20 protein-coding genes are annotated in these 17,037 nt (G+C 31.4%); 3 read left to right on the plus strand and 17 right to left on the minus strand.

The window, feature by feature from the left end; all coding sequences use genetic code 11:
* Position 1: 1 nt before the first annotated feature.
* From terL to B5771_RS00865, 5 genes are all read right to left on the minus strand, one after another.
* Entirely contained in the window at positions 2-1,276 is a 1,275-nt protein-coding gene (gene terL / locus B5771_RS00850) for a phage terminase large subunit (RefSeq protein ID WP_242966687.1), read from the minus strand.
* Between the two features lie 29 nt (positions 1,277-1,305).
* Positions 1,306-1,473 (minus strand): hypothetical protein, encoded by a 168-nt coding sequence (locus B5771_RS24485; RefSeq protein WP_207652664.1) that lies wholly within the window; start codon positions 1,471-1,473, stop codon positions 1,306-1,308.
* Positions 1,474-1,529: 56 nt separating this feature from the next.
* Positions 1,530-2,096: a recombinase family protein gene (locus tag B5771_RS00855; protein ID WP_088185844.1), complete on the minus strand. Its 567-nt coding sequence runs from the start codon at positions 2,094-2,096 to the stop codon at positions 1,530-1,532.
* Between the two features lie 120 nt (positions 2,097-2,216).
* Positions 2,217-2,774, minus strand: a complete 558-nt coding sequence (locus B5771_RS00860; RefSeq protein WP_088185845.1) for a terminase small subunit — start codon at positions 2,772-2,774, stop codon at positions 2,217-2,219.
* A gap of 106 nt (positions 2,775-2,880) precedes the next feature.
* Positions 2,881-3,225 (minus strand): hypothetical protein, encoded by a 345-nt coding sequence (locus B5771_RS00865; RefSeq protein WP_088185846.1) that lies wholly within the window; start codon positions 3,223-3,225, stop codon positions 2,881-2,883.
* A gap of 118 nt (positions 3,226-3,343) precedes the next feature.
* Between B5771_RS00865 and B5771_RS00870 the strand changes: the two genes are divergently transcribed.
* Positions 3,344-4,018 carry a hypothetical protein gene (locus B5771_RS00870; protein ID WP_088185847.1) on the plus strand — a complete coding sequence of 225 codons (675 nt, stop codon included), beginning with the start codon at positions 3,344-3,346 and terminating at the stop codon, positions 4,016-4,018.
* A 112-nt stretch (positions 4,019-4,130) separates the two neighbouring features.
* Here B5771_RS00870 and B5771_RS00875 read toward each other — a convergent pair whose 3' ends face one another.
* The 6 genes from B5771_RS00875 to B5771_RS00900 form a co-directional block, all read right to left on the minus strand.
* Positions 4,131-4,625 carry a DUF1064 domain-containing protein gene (locus tag B5771_RS00875; RefSeq protein ID WP_088185848.1) on the minus strand — a complete coding sequence of 165 codons (495 nt, stop codon included), beginning with the start codon at positions 4,623-4,625 and terminating at the stop codon, positions 4,131-4,133.
* Complete coding sequence (locus tag B5771_RS00880) at positions 4,598-4,828, minus strand: DUF5659 domain-containing protein (protein ID WP_140417662.1); 231 nt, start codon at positions 4,826-4,828, stop codon at positions 4,598-4,600. Before B5771_RS00880 ends, B5771_RS00875 begins: the two co-directional genes overlap by 28 nt.
* Positions 4,829-4,850: 22 nt before the next feature.
* Positions 4,851-5,384 (minus strand): GIY-YIG nuclease family protein, encoded by a 534-nt coding sequence (locus B5771_RS00885; RefSeq protein WP_172408113.1) that lies wholly within the window; start codon positions 5,382-5,384, stop codon positions 4,851-4,853.
* Between the two features lie 83 nt (positions 5,385-5,467).
* Positions 5,468-5,770, minus strand: a complete 303-nt coding sequence (locus tag B5771_RS00890; protein WP_088185851.1) for a hypothetical protein — start codon at positions 5,768-5,770, stop codon at positions 5,468-5,470.
* Positions 5,771-5,987: 217 nt separating this feature from the next.
* Complete coding sequence (locus B5771_RS00895) at positions 5,988-6,185, minus strand: hypothetical protein (protein WP_088185852.1); 198 nt, start codon at positions 6,183-6,185, stop codon at positions 5,988-5,990.
* A 198-nt stretch (positions 6,186-6,383) separates the two neighbouring features.
* Positions 6,384-9,152, minus strand: coding sequence for a hypothetical protein (locus B5771_RS00900; RefSeq protein ID WP_088185853.1), 2,769 nt, complete (start codon positions 9,150-9,152; stop codon positions 6,384-6,386).
* Positions 9,153-9,335: 183 nt separating this feature from the next.
* On the opposite strand from B5771_RS00900, the gene B5771_RS00905 reads away from it, so the two are divergent.
* On the plus strand, positions 9,336-10,058 hold the full coding sequence (locus tag B5771_RS00905) for a hypothetical protein (RefSeq protein WP_088185854.1): 723 nt from the start codon (positions 9,336-9,338) through the stop codon (positions 10,056-10,058).
* A gap of 431 nt (positions 10,059-10,489) precedes the next feature.
* On the opposite strand, the gene B5771_RS00910 is transcribed toward B5771_RS00905, so the two are convergent.
* The 5 genes from B5771_RS00910 to B5771_RS00930 form a co-directional block, all read right to left on the minus strand.
* Positions 10,490-11,266, minus strand: a complete 777-nt coding sequence (locus B5771_RS00910; RefSeq protein ID WP_088185855.1) for a hypothetical protein — start codon at positions 11,264-11,266, stop codon at positions 10,490-10,492.
* Positions 11,267-11,338: 72 nt separating this feature from the next.
* Complete coding sequence (locus B5771_RS00915) at positions 11,339-11,938, minus strand: hypothetical protein (RefSeq protein WP_088185856.1); 600 nt, start codon at positions 11,936-11,938, stop codon at positions 11,339-11,341.
* A 506-nt stretch (positions 11,939-12,444) separates the two neighbouring features.
* On the minus strand, positions 12,445-12,705 hold the full coding sequence (locus B5771_RS00920) for a hypothetical protein (protein ID WP_088185857.1): 261 nt from the start codon (positions 12,703-12,705) through the stop codon (positions 12,445-12,447).
* A gap of 78 nt (positions 12,706-12,783) precedes the next feature.
* Positions 12,784-13,071, minus strand: a complete 288-nt coding sequence (locus B5771_RS00925) for a hypothetical protein (protein ID WP_088185858.1) — start codon at positions 13,069-13,071, stop codon at positions 12,784-12,786.
* On the minus strand, positions 13,072-13,674 hold the full coding sequence (locus tag B5771_RS00930; protein WP_088185859.1) for a hypothetical protein: 603 nt from the start codon (positions 13,672-13,674) through the stop codon (positions 13,072-13,074).
* Positions 13,675-13,835: 161 nt separating this feature from the next.
* Between B5771_RS00930 and B5771_RS00935 the strand changes: the two genes are divergently transcribed.
* A complete protein-coding gene (locus B5771_RS00935) occupies positions 13,836-14,507 on the plus strand; it encodes a helix-turn-helix transcriptional regulator (RefSeq protein ID WP_088185860.1) in 672 nt (223 codons plus the stop codon).
* Positions 14,508-14,579: 72 nt separating this feature from the next.
* Here the strand turns inward: B5771_RS00935 and B5771_RS00940 are convergent, their stop codons facing one another.
* Positions 14,580-16,529: a cell wall-binding repeat-containing protein gene (locus B5771_RS00940; protein WP_088185861.1), complete on the minus strand. Its 1,950-nt coding sequence runs from the start codon at positions 16,527-16,529 to the stop codon at positions 14,580-14,582.
* Positions 16,530-17,037 lie beyond the last annotated feature (508 nt).

The following is a 17,037-nucleotide window of genomic DNA, read 5'->3' on the forward strand; positions in this document are numbered from 1 at the left end:
CTTACCATTTGATTCTACTTACTGCTGATTGACCAACAACTCTACCAACTAAACTAATACCATTAGGAGCAATCTCTGAAAAAGCATCAGAAGAAGCATCCACCACATCATCATGAGCACCATCAGGAAAAGACTCTAATTCTGTAAAATAAGCCTCGTTCCATGAACCTGCTAAAATTAAAACATTCCCCGCTTGCCATTGGGAAGAAAACGGTTCTGCGCGAGTAATTTTATCACCAGAAACACGTAAAGTTTTAACGGAATACCCTGCTAAAAACTTAACATAGGATTCTGCTTGTTCTTTACCAGCTTGTCCAGGATCTTGAGGCAAACGAATTTTAGTGCCAGGATACTTGAAACGATCTGACTCAGCTGTATCTTTTACCTTTTTGCGTACATCATTAGCTCTCCATCGACCATAAACTACATCAAGCACTATGTATCTACCATCATCTAACCTACCAATTAAAACTCCTGCTGTAGCGTCAGGTGAGGGATTTTCAGGTGTTGGTATTGTAGCTGCTAAGTCCCATGCACGACATATCTTAACTATTCGTCCTGGAATACTTGTAACTATTTGATCTTGATCACGTTTGAAATACATACCTGCTGAAGGTTTGATTTTCCAGTTTCCAAACAATAACCGACCTTTTTCCACGGATGATAGAGCATTGAGATTTGCGAGATATCCAGGGTCCTGCTCAAGTAGGATCTTGTTGTCATGGATTGAAGAAGCAATAAACGTAAAAGACTTTGTGTCTTCAACCCTTACGCCGTATTTATCTGCTAATTCTTCACGATTGTCTGACCATAAAACTTTATCATCAACGACAATAAAATATCTGATAACGCCTGAGCGCTCAGGTATCGGATAACCTTTATCATCAATCCACCAAGCTATAAATTCTCCTACCCATGAATCAGCTTCTGGATTGGTTGTTGCCCTGATATACGGCTTTACACCACAAGTCGAACGGTTACGAGAAAACATATAAAAAAACTGTTTTCGGGTAAAATGTGTCAACTCATCAAAGCAAATAAGCGGGATCTGACTGCCCTGCCAACTATGAATGTCTGCCTCATACTGCAAATGCGCAAAGGACACTTTAGCACCACTTGGAAAAACCATGACTGGTCTTGGTGTTAATTTTGGGGTTGCTCCCTTTAGTGGATACAACTCGCAAGCATTATCCCATAAACCACCTTCGGTCATGATTTGATTTGAATTACGTCTAAATATCACTGAGCCAAAACGAGGGTTATCTGTATGCCTTATGTTTTCGAGTAGTAAAGCATAGGTTTTACCTAACCCCCGCCAGCAGCTCCACCGTAAAGAGCAATATCCGCTGTTGTATCCAGAAACATTTTCTGTGGCCCTGGTTGTGGTTTAAATTTAGCTTCCAAGTCAGCTTGTTGTGCGCTTAGTTCTAATAATTTTAATAATTCTACTTCTTCTTTTGGAGTCAATGGCATCGGCATCACCTCACATTCAAATAAAATTATCATTTTAATTCCAATAAAAAATAGGCTTATTTAGCCTGTTTTTGTTTGCATCGAATGAGTGTTGATTTGCTTATTTTGGTCATTCTCTCAACTTCGTTATAAGAATGATGTTTAAGTAACTCTATGGCATGATTTAATTGGTGTTGCGTATACTTTGGGGGTCTACCGTCTCTAAAACCGTTTTTAGTACGTGCTATCTCTTTGCCAGCTTGAGTACGTTCGATAATCATATTTCGCTCAAGTTCAGCAACGGCTAATAATGTTGTTAAAAAAAAGTTTCCCATTGCCGTATTTTCGAGCAAACCAACATTAAGGACATGTACTTTAACATCTTTTACAAATAGCTTTCGGACAACCTCAATACCTTCAGTCACATTTCTTGCAAAGCGGTCTAATTTGGTAACAATTAGCTTATCACCAGATTGTAATTTATTTATCATTTCATCAAATTTTGGTCTACCAGTTGTTGAACCAGTATATTGTTCCTGAATTATGGTTTCACAACCTTCTTGCTTTAACAAATTAACCTGTTCTTCAAGGGAATTTCCATTAACTTGTTTTTTAGTTGATACCCTTGCATAACCATAAATCATGACTAATTCCTCCATATTCATTATGAATATAACTTTTGACACTACTCTATACCCATATTTTAGTGGATAGGTTTTACGGTGTCAATAGTTAACACTTTTGAATATAGATGAAAGATATTTCTACTCACTTCGTCTATCTAATAGTTCCTTAATTCGTTGTTCTCTTTGCTCTGTTGTCATGGCTTCCATTTGAATAGGCCCTCCATCTTTGCCTGTAAACTCCTTGCGATCAACAAACATGCCTAGATGTTTACCGATTTGAATTAGAGCACTATCTTTCCCATAGAGCTTAAACTTAAACCCATCTTTTTTACTCAACGATACTTCTGAAATATTTCGAGTGTCTATCGTGTCACTGTTTTTTACTTCAATCTGAGTTTGACCTTTTTCATCAGTGTAAAAACTAATGTAATTTTTGATATCATCAAATGCAATGTTGGAAAGTTCCTCTAACACCCTCTCGACTGTCACCATGTTTCTTTCCTTGAGTTCATTGGTTAGCTCGGAAATCCTTGCCCTAACCTTTCCTTTTTTAGCCAATAAACATGCCTTTTCGTCTATCGTTTTATCTGCCATATTTGAAGTATCAAATGCTTTCTTATACGCTTGTCTTTGTGATAAACCAGCGAATAATCCCTGAACAAACTCTTCTTGTTTAATTGTTAATTTATCCTCCACAATCTTCACCTCACTTTATACCATTATTTTTAATCAACTAAATCACTGCTTAATGACAAAATAAAAAGAGCCTCGAAAGGCTCCAGAATGAATTCAAATACATAATCTAGTTATGTCGATAATTAATCTCCGTAAAAGATCTAATTATTTCATTTAAAGCTTCAAGGTCAAAATTTAACTCTAATCTCTTGTTATCCAATTCTTTAATTTTATCTCCATATTGATCTTCAAGATTACTAGCTTTGTTTTTTGCCTTTTCCATTTCAACTTCCCATCCGGATTGTCCATTTATAAATGCTCTATGTTTATATAATTCAAATAATGCCAATTGATCAGCAATTTCATCCTTCATTTTCCTTATTCTTTCATTAATATCCTGAAGCTCTGAAGATTTCGTTTCCCTAAGTTTCTCTAAAGCACGATTAGTTTCTTCATCATAATTAAATCTCACTTTTTACCATCTCCCCTTTTTACCAATTCACTTCGACAAAAAGAAGGAATATCCTGCAATTTATAGAATCAAGTACTTTATCTTTAAATGAAATGAATACAGGTGAGGGGGTTACAATTTGGAAGAGTCGATTTTCTCAATTAATAATTTAGTTAAATTTTATACTAAAAATTTAAGTTATTATTCTTTAATATTCAAGCCAACAATGAGGAAAAGAATTATAACTTTATTTACAATATGCTGTTTGTCAGTTATTTCCGAGTTGGTTTCTATGTTCTTTTTTGCTTTTACCCATAATAATCATTGGACAATAGCAGCATTTACAAGTGGGATTATTTGTATATTTATATTTCTAATTTTGCTATTTCTTAAAAAATCAATCGAATCTAAATTTCCAAATAATAGAACATATGATCAAATTCGACTAATGGCTTTGATTGCATATTGTAAGTCTCAAAATTTATCTAGAGATGACTTAGAAAAGACCAGAGATATATTAACTAGAGAAGAAAAACGAGAATATAAAAAGTTCTCGTTTATTATACCTGGATCAATAATTATTTTACCTCTTTGGAATGCTTTTCTCACTAAGTTATTCTCTTTTGCTAAAGATACTCACTCTGCTACTGGTTTGTTCTTGGGAATGTCTACTACTATTATCTACTTATCTATCACCTCATGGTTATCTTACAAAGTGATTTTCGACATTTTTATTAATCAGAGATTTTTTAAGTTAAGGTCAACTATTAGGGCAATTGAAGAAATTCTCTTAAATCATTATGAAAAAATTTAAACCTAAAGATATATGAAACCTATTACACTAGAGACTCGAAAAAATTCCTCTTAACCTTTAGTCACCCTTCGCCAACTCCCTTAAAGTCTTCTCATATTTCTTCAGCATATCTTTAATCATTTTTTTTATTTGTCTCTTGATCCAATTGATTAGGTATAGTTTTAACTTTGTTCTTTTTCCTCTGCTTTCTCAATCTGACCAACTCGTCATAATCTATAAATCCTCCATCACGCTTAGACCATGATACCCAATGAAAATCTACATCAGGATATAACCCTTCAAACATCTTTCTTTTCATCAATGCCAAACTATCAGGATTGCCTTTCGTATCAATTACTTCAACTCTGCCGTCACTGTATGTGACCTTAAAATCAGCAATATAAAAGATGGGAAGGATTTTCTTCCCATCTCGTTTTCTAACATAACCATTGAATAATTTATATCTAGGCTGAAGTTGGATTGAAAAAACCTTACCTTCAGCCTGTAACTCAAGTAAATGTATATAAAAATCTTTTTCCAATCGGGAATCAAATATCATCCCGTTATAAGTGCGGTTTACTTTACCAGTCTCAGATAAATCTACATTGTGCTTACTTCTTTTACCCATTGTTTACTTATCTTCGTTATCATTTTGTATTGCTCGATACATTCTAACAGTTGTTGAGTATTCTTGAATATAAAAACATGTTTCCCAACTTTTTCTTTTGATTCTGGCATTGCCAAAAGCTTAAATCCTTTGTACATACAAAATCCTGCCATACGTTGGCTTCTCATTACATAAAAATCGAATCCAAATTTATCTTCACTCATATTCTTAAAATCCCCTATATGTTTAATCTGTATCAATAGTGACACTAGGCCACTTCTTTTGTGCCTTAATTAATCGCAAATAACTTACACTAATTCCAGTCTCTTTTGAGATATCTTCTAATTTAACACCTTCAGCCATTTTAATTTTGACCTTCTTAATTAACTCGGCAGAATATTTGGCATTCCCATTAGATTCACCTTTTTGGGCAGCACTCATTTTACTCGTATCTTTTACTTTCGTCCGATGTGCAGGAGTCGTTTGAATATTGATCAAATGCCATCCTTCAATCATCGGAACATATTTAAAGTAATATGCCTCGCGTTCCTCAAGCAAATCTTCACTACATTCCTCTATTATTTCCCATTTAATATTGTCAGGGTTTTGATTATAACTATCTTGAAGTTGAGAATATTTATGATCTCCAGCTTTCAAATGACTTTCGTGACAACTGAATCGCTTTGCTATATTATCAGAGCTGCCAACATAAACTGCTCCGCTAATAACATCCTCAAGTTTGTAAACACCACATTTGATACCACTAATTTTTGTCTTCATAGTAAATTTACCACTCTCTTTCATTAGTTTTTTTTGCATTAAAAAGAAAAGGTACGTCAATAATGCCGTACCTTTAAACTAATTTAATTGATTTTTGCTATATCTTTTTCCAACTCATCTAGCATAACATCAAACTTATTAAACTTTTTATCCAACTCACCCAATCGCCTTAAAATCCTGTCAAACAGTTGGTTCATATAATCAGTTTGTAAATCATTCCTAAACTCAGTAATCGAATCATTAATTTGATTGCAGTTCTCAATCATGCCATCATATGGAGTTTTTGACGTATTAATTATGGTTTGATTCAACATACCTAGCATTTTCTTATAAAATGTTTTATAATGTGTTTCCATGTTTTTTAGAATATTTCCGATATCTCTCATTTGTTTTACACCTCCAGTCTTTTAGTTTTTATAACAAGACGTTTAAAACGCCATGTTTTTGATTTATTTCGTAGTCGGTGAACCTACCCAACGAAAATATTTTTAGATTTTGCTGTTGACATGTAGATTTTTAAATGCTACAATGTTAGTTGGTTATAAGTATTTATTGAAATAGATAAAAAAATAAATCGGGACGTTTTTGTAAACTACGCCCCTATTAATAGCCTTTTGTTGAAACTAAAAAATTCTCTATGCTCTGCAACGTCTCATCCCAAAGGGATTTTTTCCCTTGCCTGAACCTACATAGTAAGCTCGGATCAATATTACATTCATCCGCGATGAATTTGGCTTTAACGCCTCGCGTACTGATAAAATAATTCAACTCATCTTTGATTCTACTCTGCTTTTCATCCACAACTTTTTGATTCTCCTATCTTTATAAAATAATTGTATAAATTTTTTATTGAAATACGTTGACACGAGTAAATTGAATATGATATAATAATTTTTCATTACTATATTCATATAGAAATTATACAAAAACCCGTACACTCTTGGATTAACCAAGGTTGTACGGGTTTTTATTTTTAGAAATTCTGTAAATTTCCATCCATTATTTAAAGCAATTCATAAACACATTTCTATTTTTTTTAATATCAGCACAATACAATCCATTTAATAACTTTCTTTTGTATTTACTATTCATGCCATTAATAGATAATGCTTTACTAATTAAAATTTGCATTGTTTTAGGTTTAATCTTTAAACCACATATATAATTGACAACATCTTTTTGCAATAATTGTTCTTTTAATTTCCATTTTTCATCATCTTTTTTAACTAAACCCTGATTAACTAAACTATTGTGTTCTTTAACCGCATCATCATATTCTTTTATTTTAGCTTCAATTTTGTCTTTTTGTCTGTCATCAGCTTTGCCGTCAATTATTTTAACAAATTTAACACTGTCTATCGTATCTTTGTTCTTACTTCCACACTTTACATCAGCATCAATTACCGCTTGTAAAATACTCATTGGGCAAGGACAATCATAACAATTAATTAAATTATTATCATTAACTTTTTCGTTAATATATTTCCAAAATAAAGGTTTTGCTTTTAAAATTTTAGTAATTGTATTACCATCTTTATTTACTTTAACTTTAATTTTTTTGTCAATACACTTTAATCTACTAATTCTTTCAATCTCATCTCTAACTTTTACACCATACTTACGCTTACTATTATCAATGGCAACTTGTGCCAAAACAGACATAATACAAACAATATCAGCTAAGATTTTTGATTCATCTCCCCAATACCATGACATTGCCAACTGAGCCAAGTTAGAACTTTCGCCAATATCATCTTTTGACTTTGCTAACTCATTATCAATAGTGATTAAAGATTCTATATCGTTTACCCAAGGTCTTGGATCTGTATCAATATCATTAACAATACATGGAAACTTCCTAAATACTCTTTTGGCAGATTTAACAGCAACTCGATTATTCGTAACATAGCAAAAATCTGAATCTTGATCTTCTCCATTTTTTAAATCCTGTTCCTCTGTGCGAACCATATTAACTGCCATAATGTTATTGTTGAAATTGAAATACTTATTCATTAATAGATGCCTATAATTCCTATTGTACCCTGTATTATTTGGTGAATTATGCGGATTTCTAAAACTCGCCAAATATTCACCATCATCAAATAATGGAGCATAAACACTAATATATTCATCGTTAACTGGCAATGTAACATCTTCAAAATTATTATCTACTACCCCACCCATAACCGGAACTTGACCAATTGAATGTAAAAGCATTAAATAAGGGTTACCGACGATTGTTAGATTATCACCAGAACATAAGACTTTTCCATTTCTAACTGTTTTAACATATTTAAAAATAGTTTGTGCCTTAAAATCTCTAAAAAACTTAGATTTATCGAATTCCTTTACATTCCTATATAAATCAATCACCATCTGATTAGCATTCACTTCATTAGCATTTTTGTCAAGATATTGCAAAAAGTATTCATTATCATTTTTTAACCTTTCAATAAATCTCACAGTATCTTGAAGCAATTCCCTCACTTCATCTATTTCTTTCCCTGGCTCCAAATATAAAGTATTAACCATTTGATAACTCATTCTTTGATAACATTGTCCATCACCAAATAAGTTATTGTATTTGCTTATATGGTCTGTTTTACATACCCCAAACACATTACCATCTTCAAATACTTTCTGCTTCCACAAATCATAACTAGCTCCAATATCTATAAATTTTTCCCATTTCATAGCATTTTCTGTTGTTATAAGCAAAATTTCAGATACTCTAATGTGATTACCATATCTATCTTTAACTGTAGCAGAATCATATTTATCTCCAAAAGAATCCATCATAAATTTTTTGATATATGTACGGAAAGCACAGGCTTTGAAAAAATGCTGACGTAACAATTTAAAACTAGAATTATCAATATCATCCCAAAGCGAATCATCCAAAAGTGCTTGACCATCAAACATTATATTTGATACCTCATGTAATTCATGGTCTACATAACATTGACCTTTATCATTAGTTCTAACGATAGCACAATTGGTCTTGAAAAAACTCTTCAAATCATTAACTACCAAGATATTTTTATATGGATCAAGTTTTATTCTATCAACAATATTACTTGCTGTTAATGCTTCATAAGCTGCCATTTCAACTACTTTTGCTTCACCTTCTGGAAGCTCTAATCCCATCCTTTGCCATTTTCTAATATTAATCAGTTTCTTATTTATAAATACTGCATCACCGACACGACTTTTAGAAGGGGTTCTATACCAAAAAACATATTCAATTTTGTCAACTTTGCCTGACCTCTTATGTTCGAATTCTAGTGTAAATCCATCTTTGTAAAGTTTTTCTCTAATACTATCAACATCCATTTTTGCTTTTTCTTTTTTATTTTCATCGTCTAATTTCATACTATTAATTTCAATCTTATTATTTCTTATATCATCTTTTAGTTGCTTTATCTGTTCTATAATTGGTTTTTTATCAACTCTCTTCATTATGACTTTCCTCTGCTCTTCTAAAGATTTAATCTTTTCTTTTATGTTCTCGTTTTCTGCTTGTAATTTTTCAATGTCTTTTATGTTAAGGTTTTTTAATTCAGGGATGTAATTATAATTGAATTGAACAGTTACAATATCTCTAGAAGTTTCTTTATCACTTATTTTTAAACCTATTCTAGTTAATTCATCTTGCAATAAACTATTTGTAAAAACACCATTATACTCTTTGTATATTGGTCTATTTTCTAGATTATTTTTTAATATATCGCTACCTTCAAGGTTCATTATTTTAATTCCATTTATCATATTATTATCAATCCTCTCTTCGTTTTTAATAGAATAGCAAGTAACAGACATTTATCTAAAACAGAACATATATTCATAAATATTCAAACAAATACTATATATAGTGTCTCAAAGGGGCTTAACCTACTATGGATAGAATGTTATCCTTATATTGTAAATAAATATTAAAGAGGTGTTCTTTTATTGGGTAAATGTGTTCTTAATTTTTCATCTAGGAGAAAAAATTTTGAACAACCGACCAAACGAGATTATCCATTAATCAGAGAAAATGTCCTCAAAAATAGTCGCAGCATTGATTTTGAAGAAGCTCGAAGTGAATGGCAATTCGAACAAGTTATCGAAGAAGGGGATGCAAGATTCGACGATCATTGTGAACTTTGTAATCATGCCGGATTAGAAACAAACTATCTAGTTACTAATCAATTCACTCAAAAATCATTGCTAGTTGGAAGCAGATGTATCAAAAGATTTATTAAATTTAGCGGAACACTGACTCAGGAAGAAAGTAACGATGTATTTGATCGTCAGGTTAAACAATTTGAAGCGTCTAAGTATTTACAAAAACTACTTCCCAATATTTTAACAACCCCAACTGGCAATGAAGTTTACAAATTCAGAAGAGCTAGTGAAACAATTCTTATAACACTCAAAAATATTGAAATATCAAAGGTTTCTTGGGAAAAATATCTTAAACTCTTATTTGGTACTTCTCATCCCGATAAGGAACTAATAGAGAGAATAAGACTGGTATTATTTAAACCAAGTGCTGTACATGTTAAAAAGATAGATAAATCGTCAGGAACAAAACAAGGTCAATGGGCTAATGTTACTAAAACTAAAAAGACAAGGGTTACTTCAACACTTAGTAGGTCTGAAGCATATAGAGTTGGAAAACATAAAGATTAAAATAAATTAGAATAAATACTTAAATACACAAACTTTCTGGGGAGTAATTAACTCCCCTCTCTTTTTAATTTTTAAATCAAGATATTGAATATGTACTGTTTATTAAACAAAAATAATTAACAGAAAATATGTCTTTTAACAACAAGAGTTTAAATAGAAAAACCAAATACAGTATTAACAATGTTTTGCGGTTTAGCAAAACATAAATATTAATTCTAATCTTTATATTAATTCTATCTTTATTTATAAGTCTATATTAGTTTATAAATCTATATTAGTAGTAGACACTTTTTGCTATGAAATGTGCATCTGATATTTTAATATTACACATTTTTTGCATTTAATATTTTTTAACTTACACATAATTTACATCTAAATTTTATAGTTTACATATTATTTGCAAATAACGTCTACGCTAGAGCCATGCGGTTTTAAGCTGATTTTTTGTCCTTGTTTAAATCAAGATAGTATTTATTACCTATTAGCCTATTTTTGACGATATAATGATTTGGCAAGTATTGGTCAGTTTCTTCTCCATATTTGTTAATAACTTTAATAGATGGTTGTTCTTCTATTTTGATGAGTTTTTTCTTTTCTAATATTTTCAGGTATTTTTTAGTTGTTGTGAGGCCAACATCCAACACCTTGGATATGTACTCTTCACTCGGATTAGCAAAACCTTCACATGATTCCTGTCCAAAATTTGGATTAAATAAATTGGTCAATAGACATAATATCGTCCATCCAGTGCAGCCAATATTTTTAATTTCATCTTTAAACAAGTCAACATTTATAGGGGTAAACCCTGAGGTCTTCTCTTCATCTTCTTGCTTAAATAATTCTTCATTTAAACTAAAAATAATAAAATCTCCTACATTGACGATTTTGATGTCCTTATCGGCAACTATAAATTCTTGAGAAACTAAATTGTCTAAATGCTTCTTAACCGTTCTGGTGTCGTTAAGATTTTTAACTTTCACATTTATTTTTTTGTCTGTTTTATCTTTTTTGTCCTTAATGGTTAAATCATAATCTATTTTTGTTTCTAAAAATTGCTGTATCTGTTTTATAGATAGATCAACAAATGAGTTTGGGCCTATTTTCATAATAATGTAGCAATATATAGCAAAGGATTCTGTACTTATCCTTTTAAAGTACTCGTTGTTAAGTTTGAATAATTGATTATCTATTTTTATAAATTGTTTCATTCACATCACCATTCCTTTGTTTTATTTTGAGTATTATCCAGGATTTTTTGTTCTCGATCAAACTAGGTGAAATCACATTTGATTTCCACCAACATCAGTTTTTAAAACTATAGCGTGTTCAGCTATTCCATAATGAATAGTTAATAGTTCATCAATTAATTCTTTCTTTTTCGAGCCTGTTGTCATGATTATCCTAGGAAGACTTATATAGTCTTTTTTAGATTCAAGCAATTTAAAAAATAAGTTATATATATTATTTTCATATTCGCCCATTGGTAAATACGAACCAGCATTGTATATTTTGCATAACGCATGGAATACTCCGTCTTTATCACCATGTTTTAAATCAGCCATATCAAGAAGATAGTGTATAATTTCGTGACGAACTGCCTCTTCTAATTCAATCATATCTCTGAAATCACAATTATATATATTTATTACATTTTGTTTCCCCTTGGATTCATAAGATCCATTTTGTTGACAATTACCCATAGTATTTGAAGATCTGTAAAACCTAATTGGCAATATATTAGTATTTAATCCATCAATTGTCTCTTTAACAAGTTGCTCAAAAAACTCTTGAGCATACTTTCTCAGATTATCTATTTTGTGATACTTAGCAAGCTCTTCTCTTATCGATTTATTTATGAGTTCATTATTATTTGTTTCCATTACCTTTAATCTCTCCTCTGCTTTCACAAATTTTTTATTTATGCTTGACAAGAAAAATTTCAACGCATATAATTAGAGCATCAATTACTGAGTTTTACATATTGTGTTCTTGTATAACTCACAACTTCTCAAACAGGCATGAATACTAAGGTACAGAACTGGTAAAATAAAACAGGTACATATTTTATATAAATCCTCCCTTCTCATAAAATTGAATAGTAAATAAAGTGACCTCCAAAAGATAAAGATATTTTGAGGTCTATTAGTAGTTTAGCACGAACATTTGTTTGTGTCAAGGAATATTCCTGCCCCAAATTAGGGGCAGGATTTTGTTGTTTACCATTCCTCTTGAAGTTCAGGGATAAGATTAATTAATGATTTATAATTGTGCAATTGTTGTTGGGTTAAGTTGACTTGTTCTGCTAAATCTTTTTGAGTTAGAGGAGTCTTAAAATAATTTGAAGACTACTCTTTGTCAAATTGATTTCCCCTATTACCACCATTTTTTATAACCAACTAACTCTACAAATACCAAGTGCGGCGGTTTTAGAGATAAATCCTTTATCCAATGCTTCTTTAAGTTCAGGGATTAGATTCCTTTCCAATTTGAGTAATTCTTTTAATGTAGTTGTCGATATTCCTAGTTCTTTTGCTATCTCATTTTGTGTTAGAGCAGGTGGGCGTGATCCGTCTAGCTGTAAATAATCTTTTCTTTGTCCATCTTTTAAACCAACAAGTTCAACATATTCAGCAATTGCTTTTCTCATCTTTGCAGGATCATTACTCAATCTACCAAAGTTAGCCGCAATTAATTGTCTAAGTTTTAAATCTTCAAGAAATTGGGGTTAATCGCATGGTGGATTTAGTTTGACAAGGTCTTCTTCATCGATATCACATAAACCTCTTATCAGACTTGGTTCATGGGTAAGTAGTCCAATAAATTTCATATTCGGAAAGTTTAAACGTAGTCGGACAAGTCGCGATGAATTAATATCATATTGTTGATTATAGGCTATTAAGGTCTCGGCATATTCAGGATCAAAATCAGGAAACAACTTGGGCATTATTTGGCTTATTCTTTGAAGATCCCCTAAATCTAAAGCTTTTTGTAACTCGCGCTCAAGTGTGGTCATTTAGGCCACCTCGCATCTGACAATTGTAATGCTATCACCATCAAATGCTTTGTGTTCTTCAATTAGTTTGTCGATGTCTACGTAATCAAGACTAAATTCAGTGTCAATACCTAAATTGCATTTCTTGTCATTGAGTTGACTTAAGACTTTTAACGCTTGTCTTTTGGTTTTATAGGCTCTACATTCGGGGGAAAACGTTTTGTGACTAACATATAACCAAGTGCTTGCTTGTGATTTAAAAATACTGTTTCTGTCTGCAAAATTGCCTCGGTCATCTCTGATAACCCATAGCATTGTTCTCTCAAAAGTTTCGTGAACAAATGGATATTTGGAGATATTTCCAAGAGAGTTTTCAAACTGTAGATGCTTAATTGGATCTAATTTGTCAACGTAAAATCTTATATCTAAATTATATAGCTTTGACAACTTTCTCAGCTCATTTGCTTTTTTTATTGCTTGTTGCTCAGTTGAATAAGTCCATGGTCCATTGGTCAGAAATGGCGAACTTGAGTAAGTTACCATTTCGGTCTTTTGATCATAATTAATACACTGAGCAAAATTACCATTTAAATCCTTCACTACAAAAATAAATTTATTTTCCATGTCAAATCTTCCTCTCTTTCGATTGTTTTTGTTTTCTGATATTGATGATACATGATTTTATCATGATAGTCAATACTATATTATCATTTACATCATATTAATATCATTAAATTGACACAATCTAACAAATCATATATAATATTAATCAAGGAGTTGGTGTTATGAACGAGATTATATTATCAGCTGATATAAGAAATACCTTAAGAGCCACCAGAACAAAAAATAAAATGAAAGGTACTGATATATGTAAGGCTTTAGGAAAGCATTCCAGTTTTATTAGTCACATTGAAAATGGCGTTGTTAAAACAATTGAATACGAAGATCTAAAAAATATTTTTCGTTACATTTTGCAAATTGATGGTGATGAATTGGATGAGTACACTGATGAATTTATCAGCAAACAATCAAGAAATGAACAATCAAATAATTTAAAAAAACATAACGAGGAACCTGATTATCAAAAGAATTATGAAGATAGACAAGAAGAAGAACTTCAAATGCTAAATAAAATATTTTGGTATATGGAAGATGATAGAACGAATTTTCCTCCTGAATACGAGGATTGTGAAGAAGATGATACTTTTGAGGATGTTGAAAAGCATCACTCTACATTTATCGAGCTTTGGTTAAATAGTGATATCGAGATATTTAACAAATACTGTGATTTAATGAGGCTTCCATTACACAAACTCAACCCTGTTCAATTCCAAAAATTGATAGACCGAGCAAATGAGTTATTAGAATACGAATATGTCTTTGAAAGCGGAGAGAATTCTAAAACACAAAAATATCCTCACTTTCGGGTAAAATATAAAGAAAAAGCACCTGAATAAATGGTGCTTTAATTTTAGGTAATCAATCAAAAAGACCCCTGAATATATCAGAGGTCTTAAAATTTTTTAGAATTATTGAGTCAAGGTTTCTGTTCCTGACATTCCATAAGAAATTGTTTCAGTAGTGCCATCAGCATATTGCAAGTCAATAGAATCAATAACTATTTTTGAACAAGTAGGGTTATATGATACAATTGAATAAATAATTAAGTTATTATTTACTGGAACTGGCCCGACAGTTTTAATGCGTGTTTTACTATTCCCATTTATTTCATCACATGCAGGATCTCCAACGGCATTATACATTGAAAAATTAACAGTGTAGTAATTAATGATTTTCCCTGTTTGATTTTTTGCCATCCAATATACTTTAATTCCATCAGCAGAATTTCTATTAAACCCTAATCCAGAAGGACATAATATGCTTCCTATAGGAGAACTGATTTTAGTTAATGAAGTTGTTGTTGTGTTATTTTGATTATTTGATGTTGAAATAGAAGTAGAAGAATTACTATCATTATAAGCTTTAAACCATATGCCACCTGATCCATCATAACTAGTTCCATAACTTAACATTGGTTTTAAATCATCAGTTCTAACTAAGAATGCCGCCCAACCTTCATCACTTGCTCCTTTATAAAGTTTTGTCTCTAAACTAGGGCTTGGATTAACAATTGAACAAGAATCATATGTCTTCCCATCCTGTGAAACAAGAGTAAAATCAAAATTTCCATATACCGAAAGTGCTTTGTTATCACTAATATCTAATTCATTAACTTTAATCTTTGCTAAAAGATACTCATAACCATTTTTAGGTTCCTTGTTAAACATATTTGCTTGATGAATCATATCCCATGCTTGTTGGCCTCTAATAATTTGTTCAATAGTTACTTGTGCAGTGTAATTTTTCGAATAAGTTTTGACATTAATTGTTTGAGGAACATTTAAAGGATAAGGATTTGTAAATGAAGAAGGGGAAGATTGATTGTATTGAGAGGAATCAGTAGTATTTGTACTATTACTATTCCCGCTATCATTAATATTACTAACGCTACTACTTAAACCACTAATTACACTATCAGGTAAAATTGCAGTACCACCGAATACATAAACCTTACTTTGATCACCCATACGTTGTTGAAAATAATTTCTTGTATCATTAGGTGAATTAAAATTAGCTAAAACCAACGGTTCACCAATCTTAGCACAATAAGCAGTTGCGCTCAAAGCATCGGCAAAATTCTCACCCGTGGCAATCCCACAACCATTTGAACTAAATACACTATTAAAATATTGATCTACGGTAATATTTCTAGCATACTTATCACTACCAGTAATTCTTTCAAAATTAGGAAATTGATTAGCAATAGAATCACTAATAACATCTGAAAATCCAATAATATAAGATTTCGATATATTATGAGAAGAAATATATGCACTAACTGAACTAGGCATAGAATCATTAGGGACTAAAATAATAGGAGATTGTTGAATAGAAGCTATTGGAGCTACAGATAAAGCGTCTGCAAAATCATCACCTGTACAAACAAAGATAGAAGATGGATTAGAAGTGACTTGTTGAGCAACCTTCACGGCAGTTTCATATTTATCATTTCCAAAAACTCTACTAACATTAATACTCATAGATTGTAGTTGCGAATCTATATTAGAAGAAATAACCCCTGTTCCTCCAATGATGATAACATTTTTAACTCCTAAACTAGTTAATGTTTGTTTAGTGGAATCAGGTAAACTATTTTGCATTGTTAATAATATAGGGGCATTGTATTTTTTAGCGAGTGGAGCAGAGGCTAGAGCGTCAGGATAATTTTCACCATAACATAAAATGGCATAATCAGATTGTTGCCACCCAGAAGTAGCAATTTGAGATGCAGTATCATATCTAGTTTGACCTGCAATACGAGTGTAAGAAGTGTTTGCAAAAACATTTAGTGTACAAGTGAAAATAATAATTAGAGACAAAATAAGAGATTTCATGAACATAGACTTAAACTTTTTCATACTTGTTCCTCCTCTTACTAAATATTACATATAAGTATACACCTATCTATATACATGATTTTGTCAAAAAAAAGAACAAGGAAGGAATAAGGTAACTATTGTGGAATATATTTCTTAAATTATAATCTTATAGGAGTTGAGAAATATGGGATTGTGGGATGCTGTTAAAAATCAGGTTAAGGAAAACTACAATAAGCAAAAAGATGAATTGGAGCAAAAGCAAGCACGTAAGAAATTTAAACCATGAGTTTAATGTGAGGTAATTAAATTAAGCATATAAAAAGGCACTCTAGTTGATTTTAGAGTGCCTTTTTAGGTGTTTAAGGTTGGTTTATGGGTTATTTTATTAGATTGAAATTTAAAAGGCTTAGGGGGTTATTTATTGTAAGCGGTGGAACACATACCGTGTGGTATAAAAATAGCCCCACTGTTTAATTTGAAGTGGAGCTGTTTTTAATAAAATCCTTCTCGGGCAATTTTTTTAATGTAGTTATACTGTTTCCGTATC

The organism is Desulfosporosinus sp. FKA (genome assembly GCF_002196785.1).
GTDB classification, from domain to species: Bacteria; Bacillota; Desulfitobacteriia; order Desulfitobacteriales; family Desulfitobacteriaceae; genus Desulfosporosinus; species Desulfosporosinus acididurans.

Bases quoted from the DNA above. Each gene is read 5' to 3' on its own strand.
- B5771_RS00935 (WP_088185860.1), top strand. From the start codon at position 13,836: ATGAACGAGATTATATTATCAGCTGATATAAGAAATACCTTAAGAGCC.
- B5771_RS00915 (WP_088185856.1), bottom strand. From the start codon at position 11,938: ATGGAAACAAATAATAATGAACTCATAAATAAATCGATAAGAGAAGAG.
- B5771_RS00910 (WP_088185855.1), bottom strand. From the start codon at position 11,266: ATGAAACAATTTATAAAAATAGATAATCAATTATTCAAACTTAACAAC.
- B5771_RS24485 (WP_207652664.1), bottom strand. From the start codon at position 1,473: ATGCCATTGACTCCAAAAGAAGAAGTAGAATTATTAAAATTATTAGAA.
- B5771_RS00925 (WP_088185858.1), bottom strand. From the start codon at position 13,071: ATGACCACACTTGAGCGCGAGTTACAAAAAGCTTTAGATTTAGGGGAT.
- B5771_RS00885 (WP_172408113.1), bottom strand. From the start codon at position 5,384: ATGAAGACAAAAATTAGTGGTATCAAATGTGGTGTTTACAAACTTGAG.
- B5771_RS00940 (WP_088185861.1), bottom strand. From the start codon at position 16,529: ATGAAAAAGTTTAAGTCTATGTTCATGAAATCTCTTATTTTGTCTCTA.
- B5771_RS00900 (WP_088185853.1), bottom strand. From the start codon at position 9,152: ATGATAAATGGAATTAAAATAATGAACCTTGAAGGTAGCGATATATTA.
- B5771_RS00930 (WP_088185859.1), bottom strand. From the start codon at position 13,674: ATGGAAAATAAATTTATTTTTGTAGTGAAGGATTTAAATGGTAATTTT.
- B5771_RS00920 (WP_088185857.1), bottom strand. From the start codon at position 12,705: ATGAGAAAAGCAATTGCTGAATATGTTGAACTTGTTGGTTTAAAAGAT.
- B5771_RS00875 (WP_088185848.1), bottom strand. From the start codon at position 4,625: ATGGGTAAAAGAAGTAAGCACAATGTAGATTTATCTGAGACTGGTAAA.
- B5771_RS00880 (WP_140417662.1), bottom strand. From the start codon at position 4,828: ATGAGTGAAGATAAATTTGGATTCGATTTTTATGTAATGAGAAGCCAA.
- B5771_RS00890 (WP_088185851.1), bottom strand. From the start codon at position 5,770: ATGAGAGATATCGGAAATATTCTAAAAAACATGGAAACACATTATAAA.
- B5771_RS00855 (WP_088185844.1), bottom strand. From the start codon at position 2,096: ATGATTTATGGTTATGCAAGGGTATCAACTAAAAAACAAGTTAATGGA.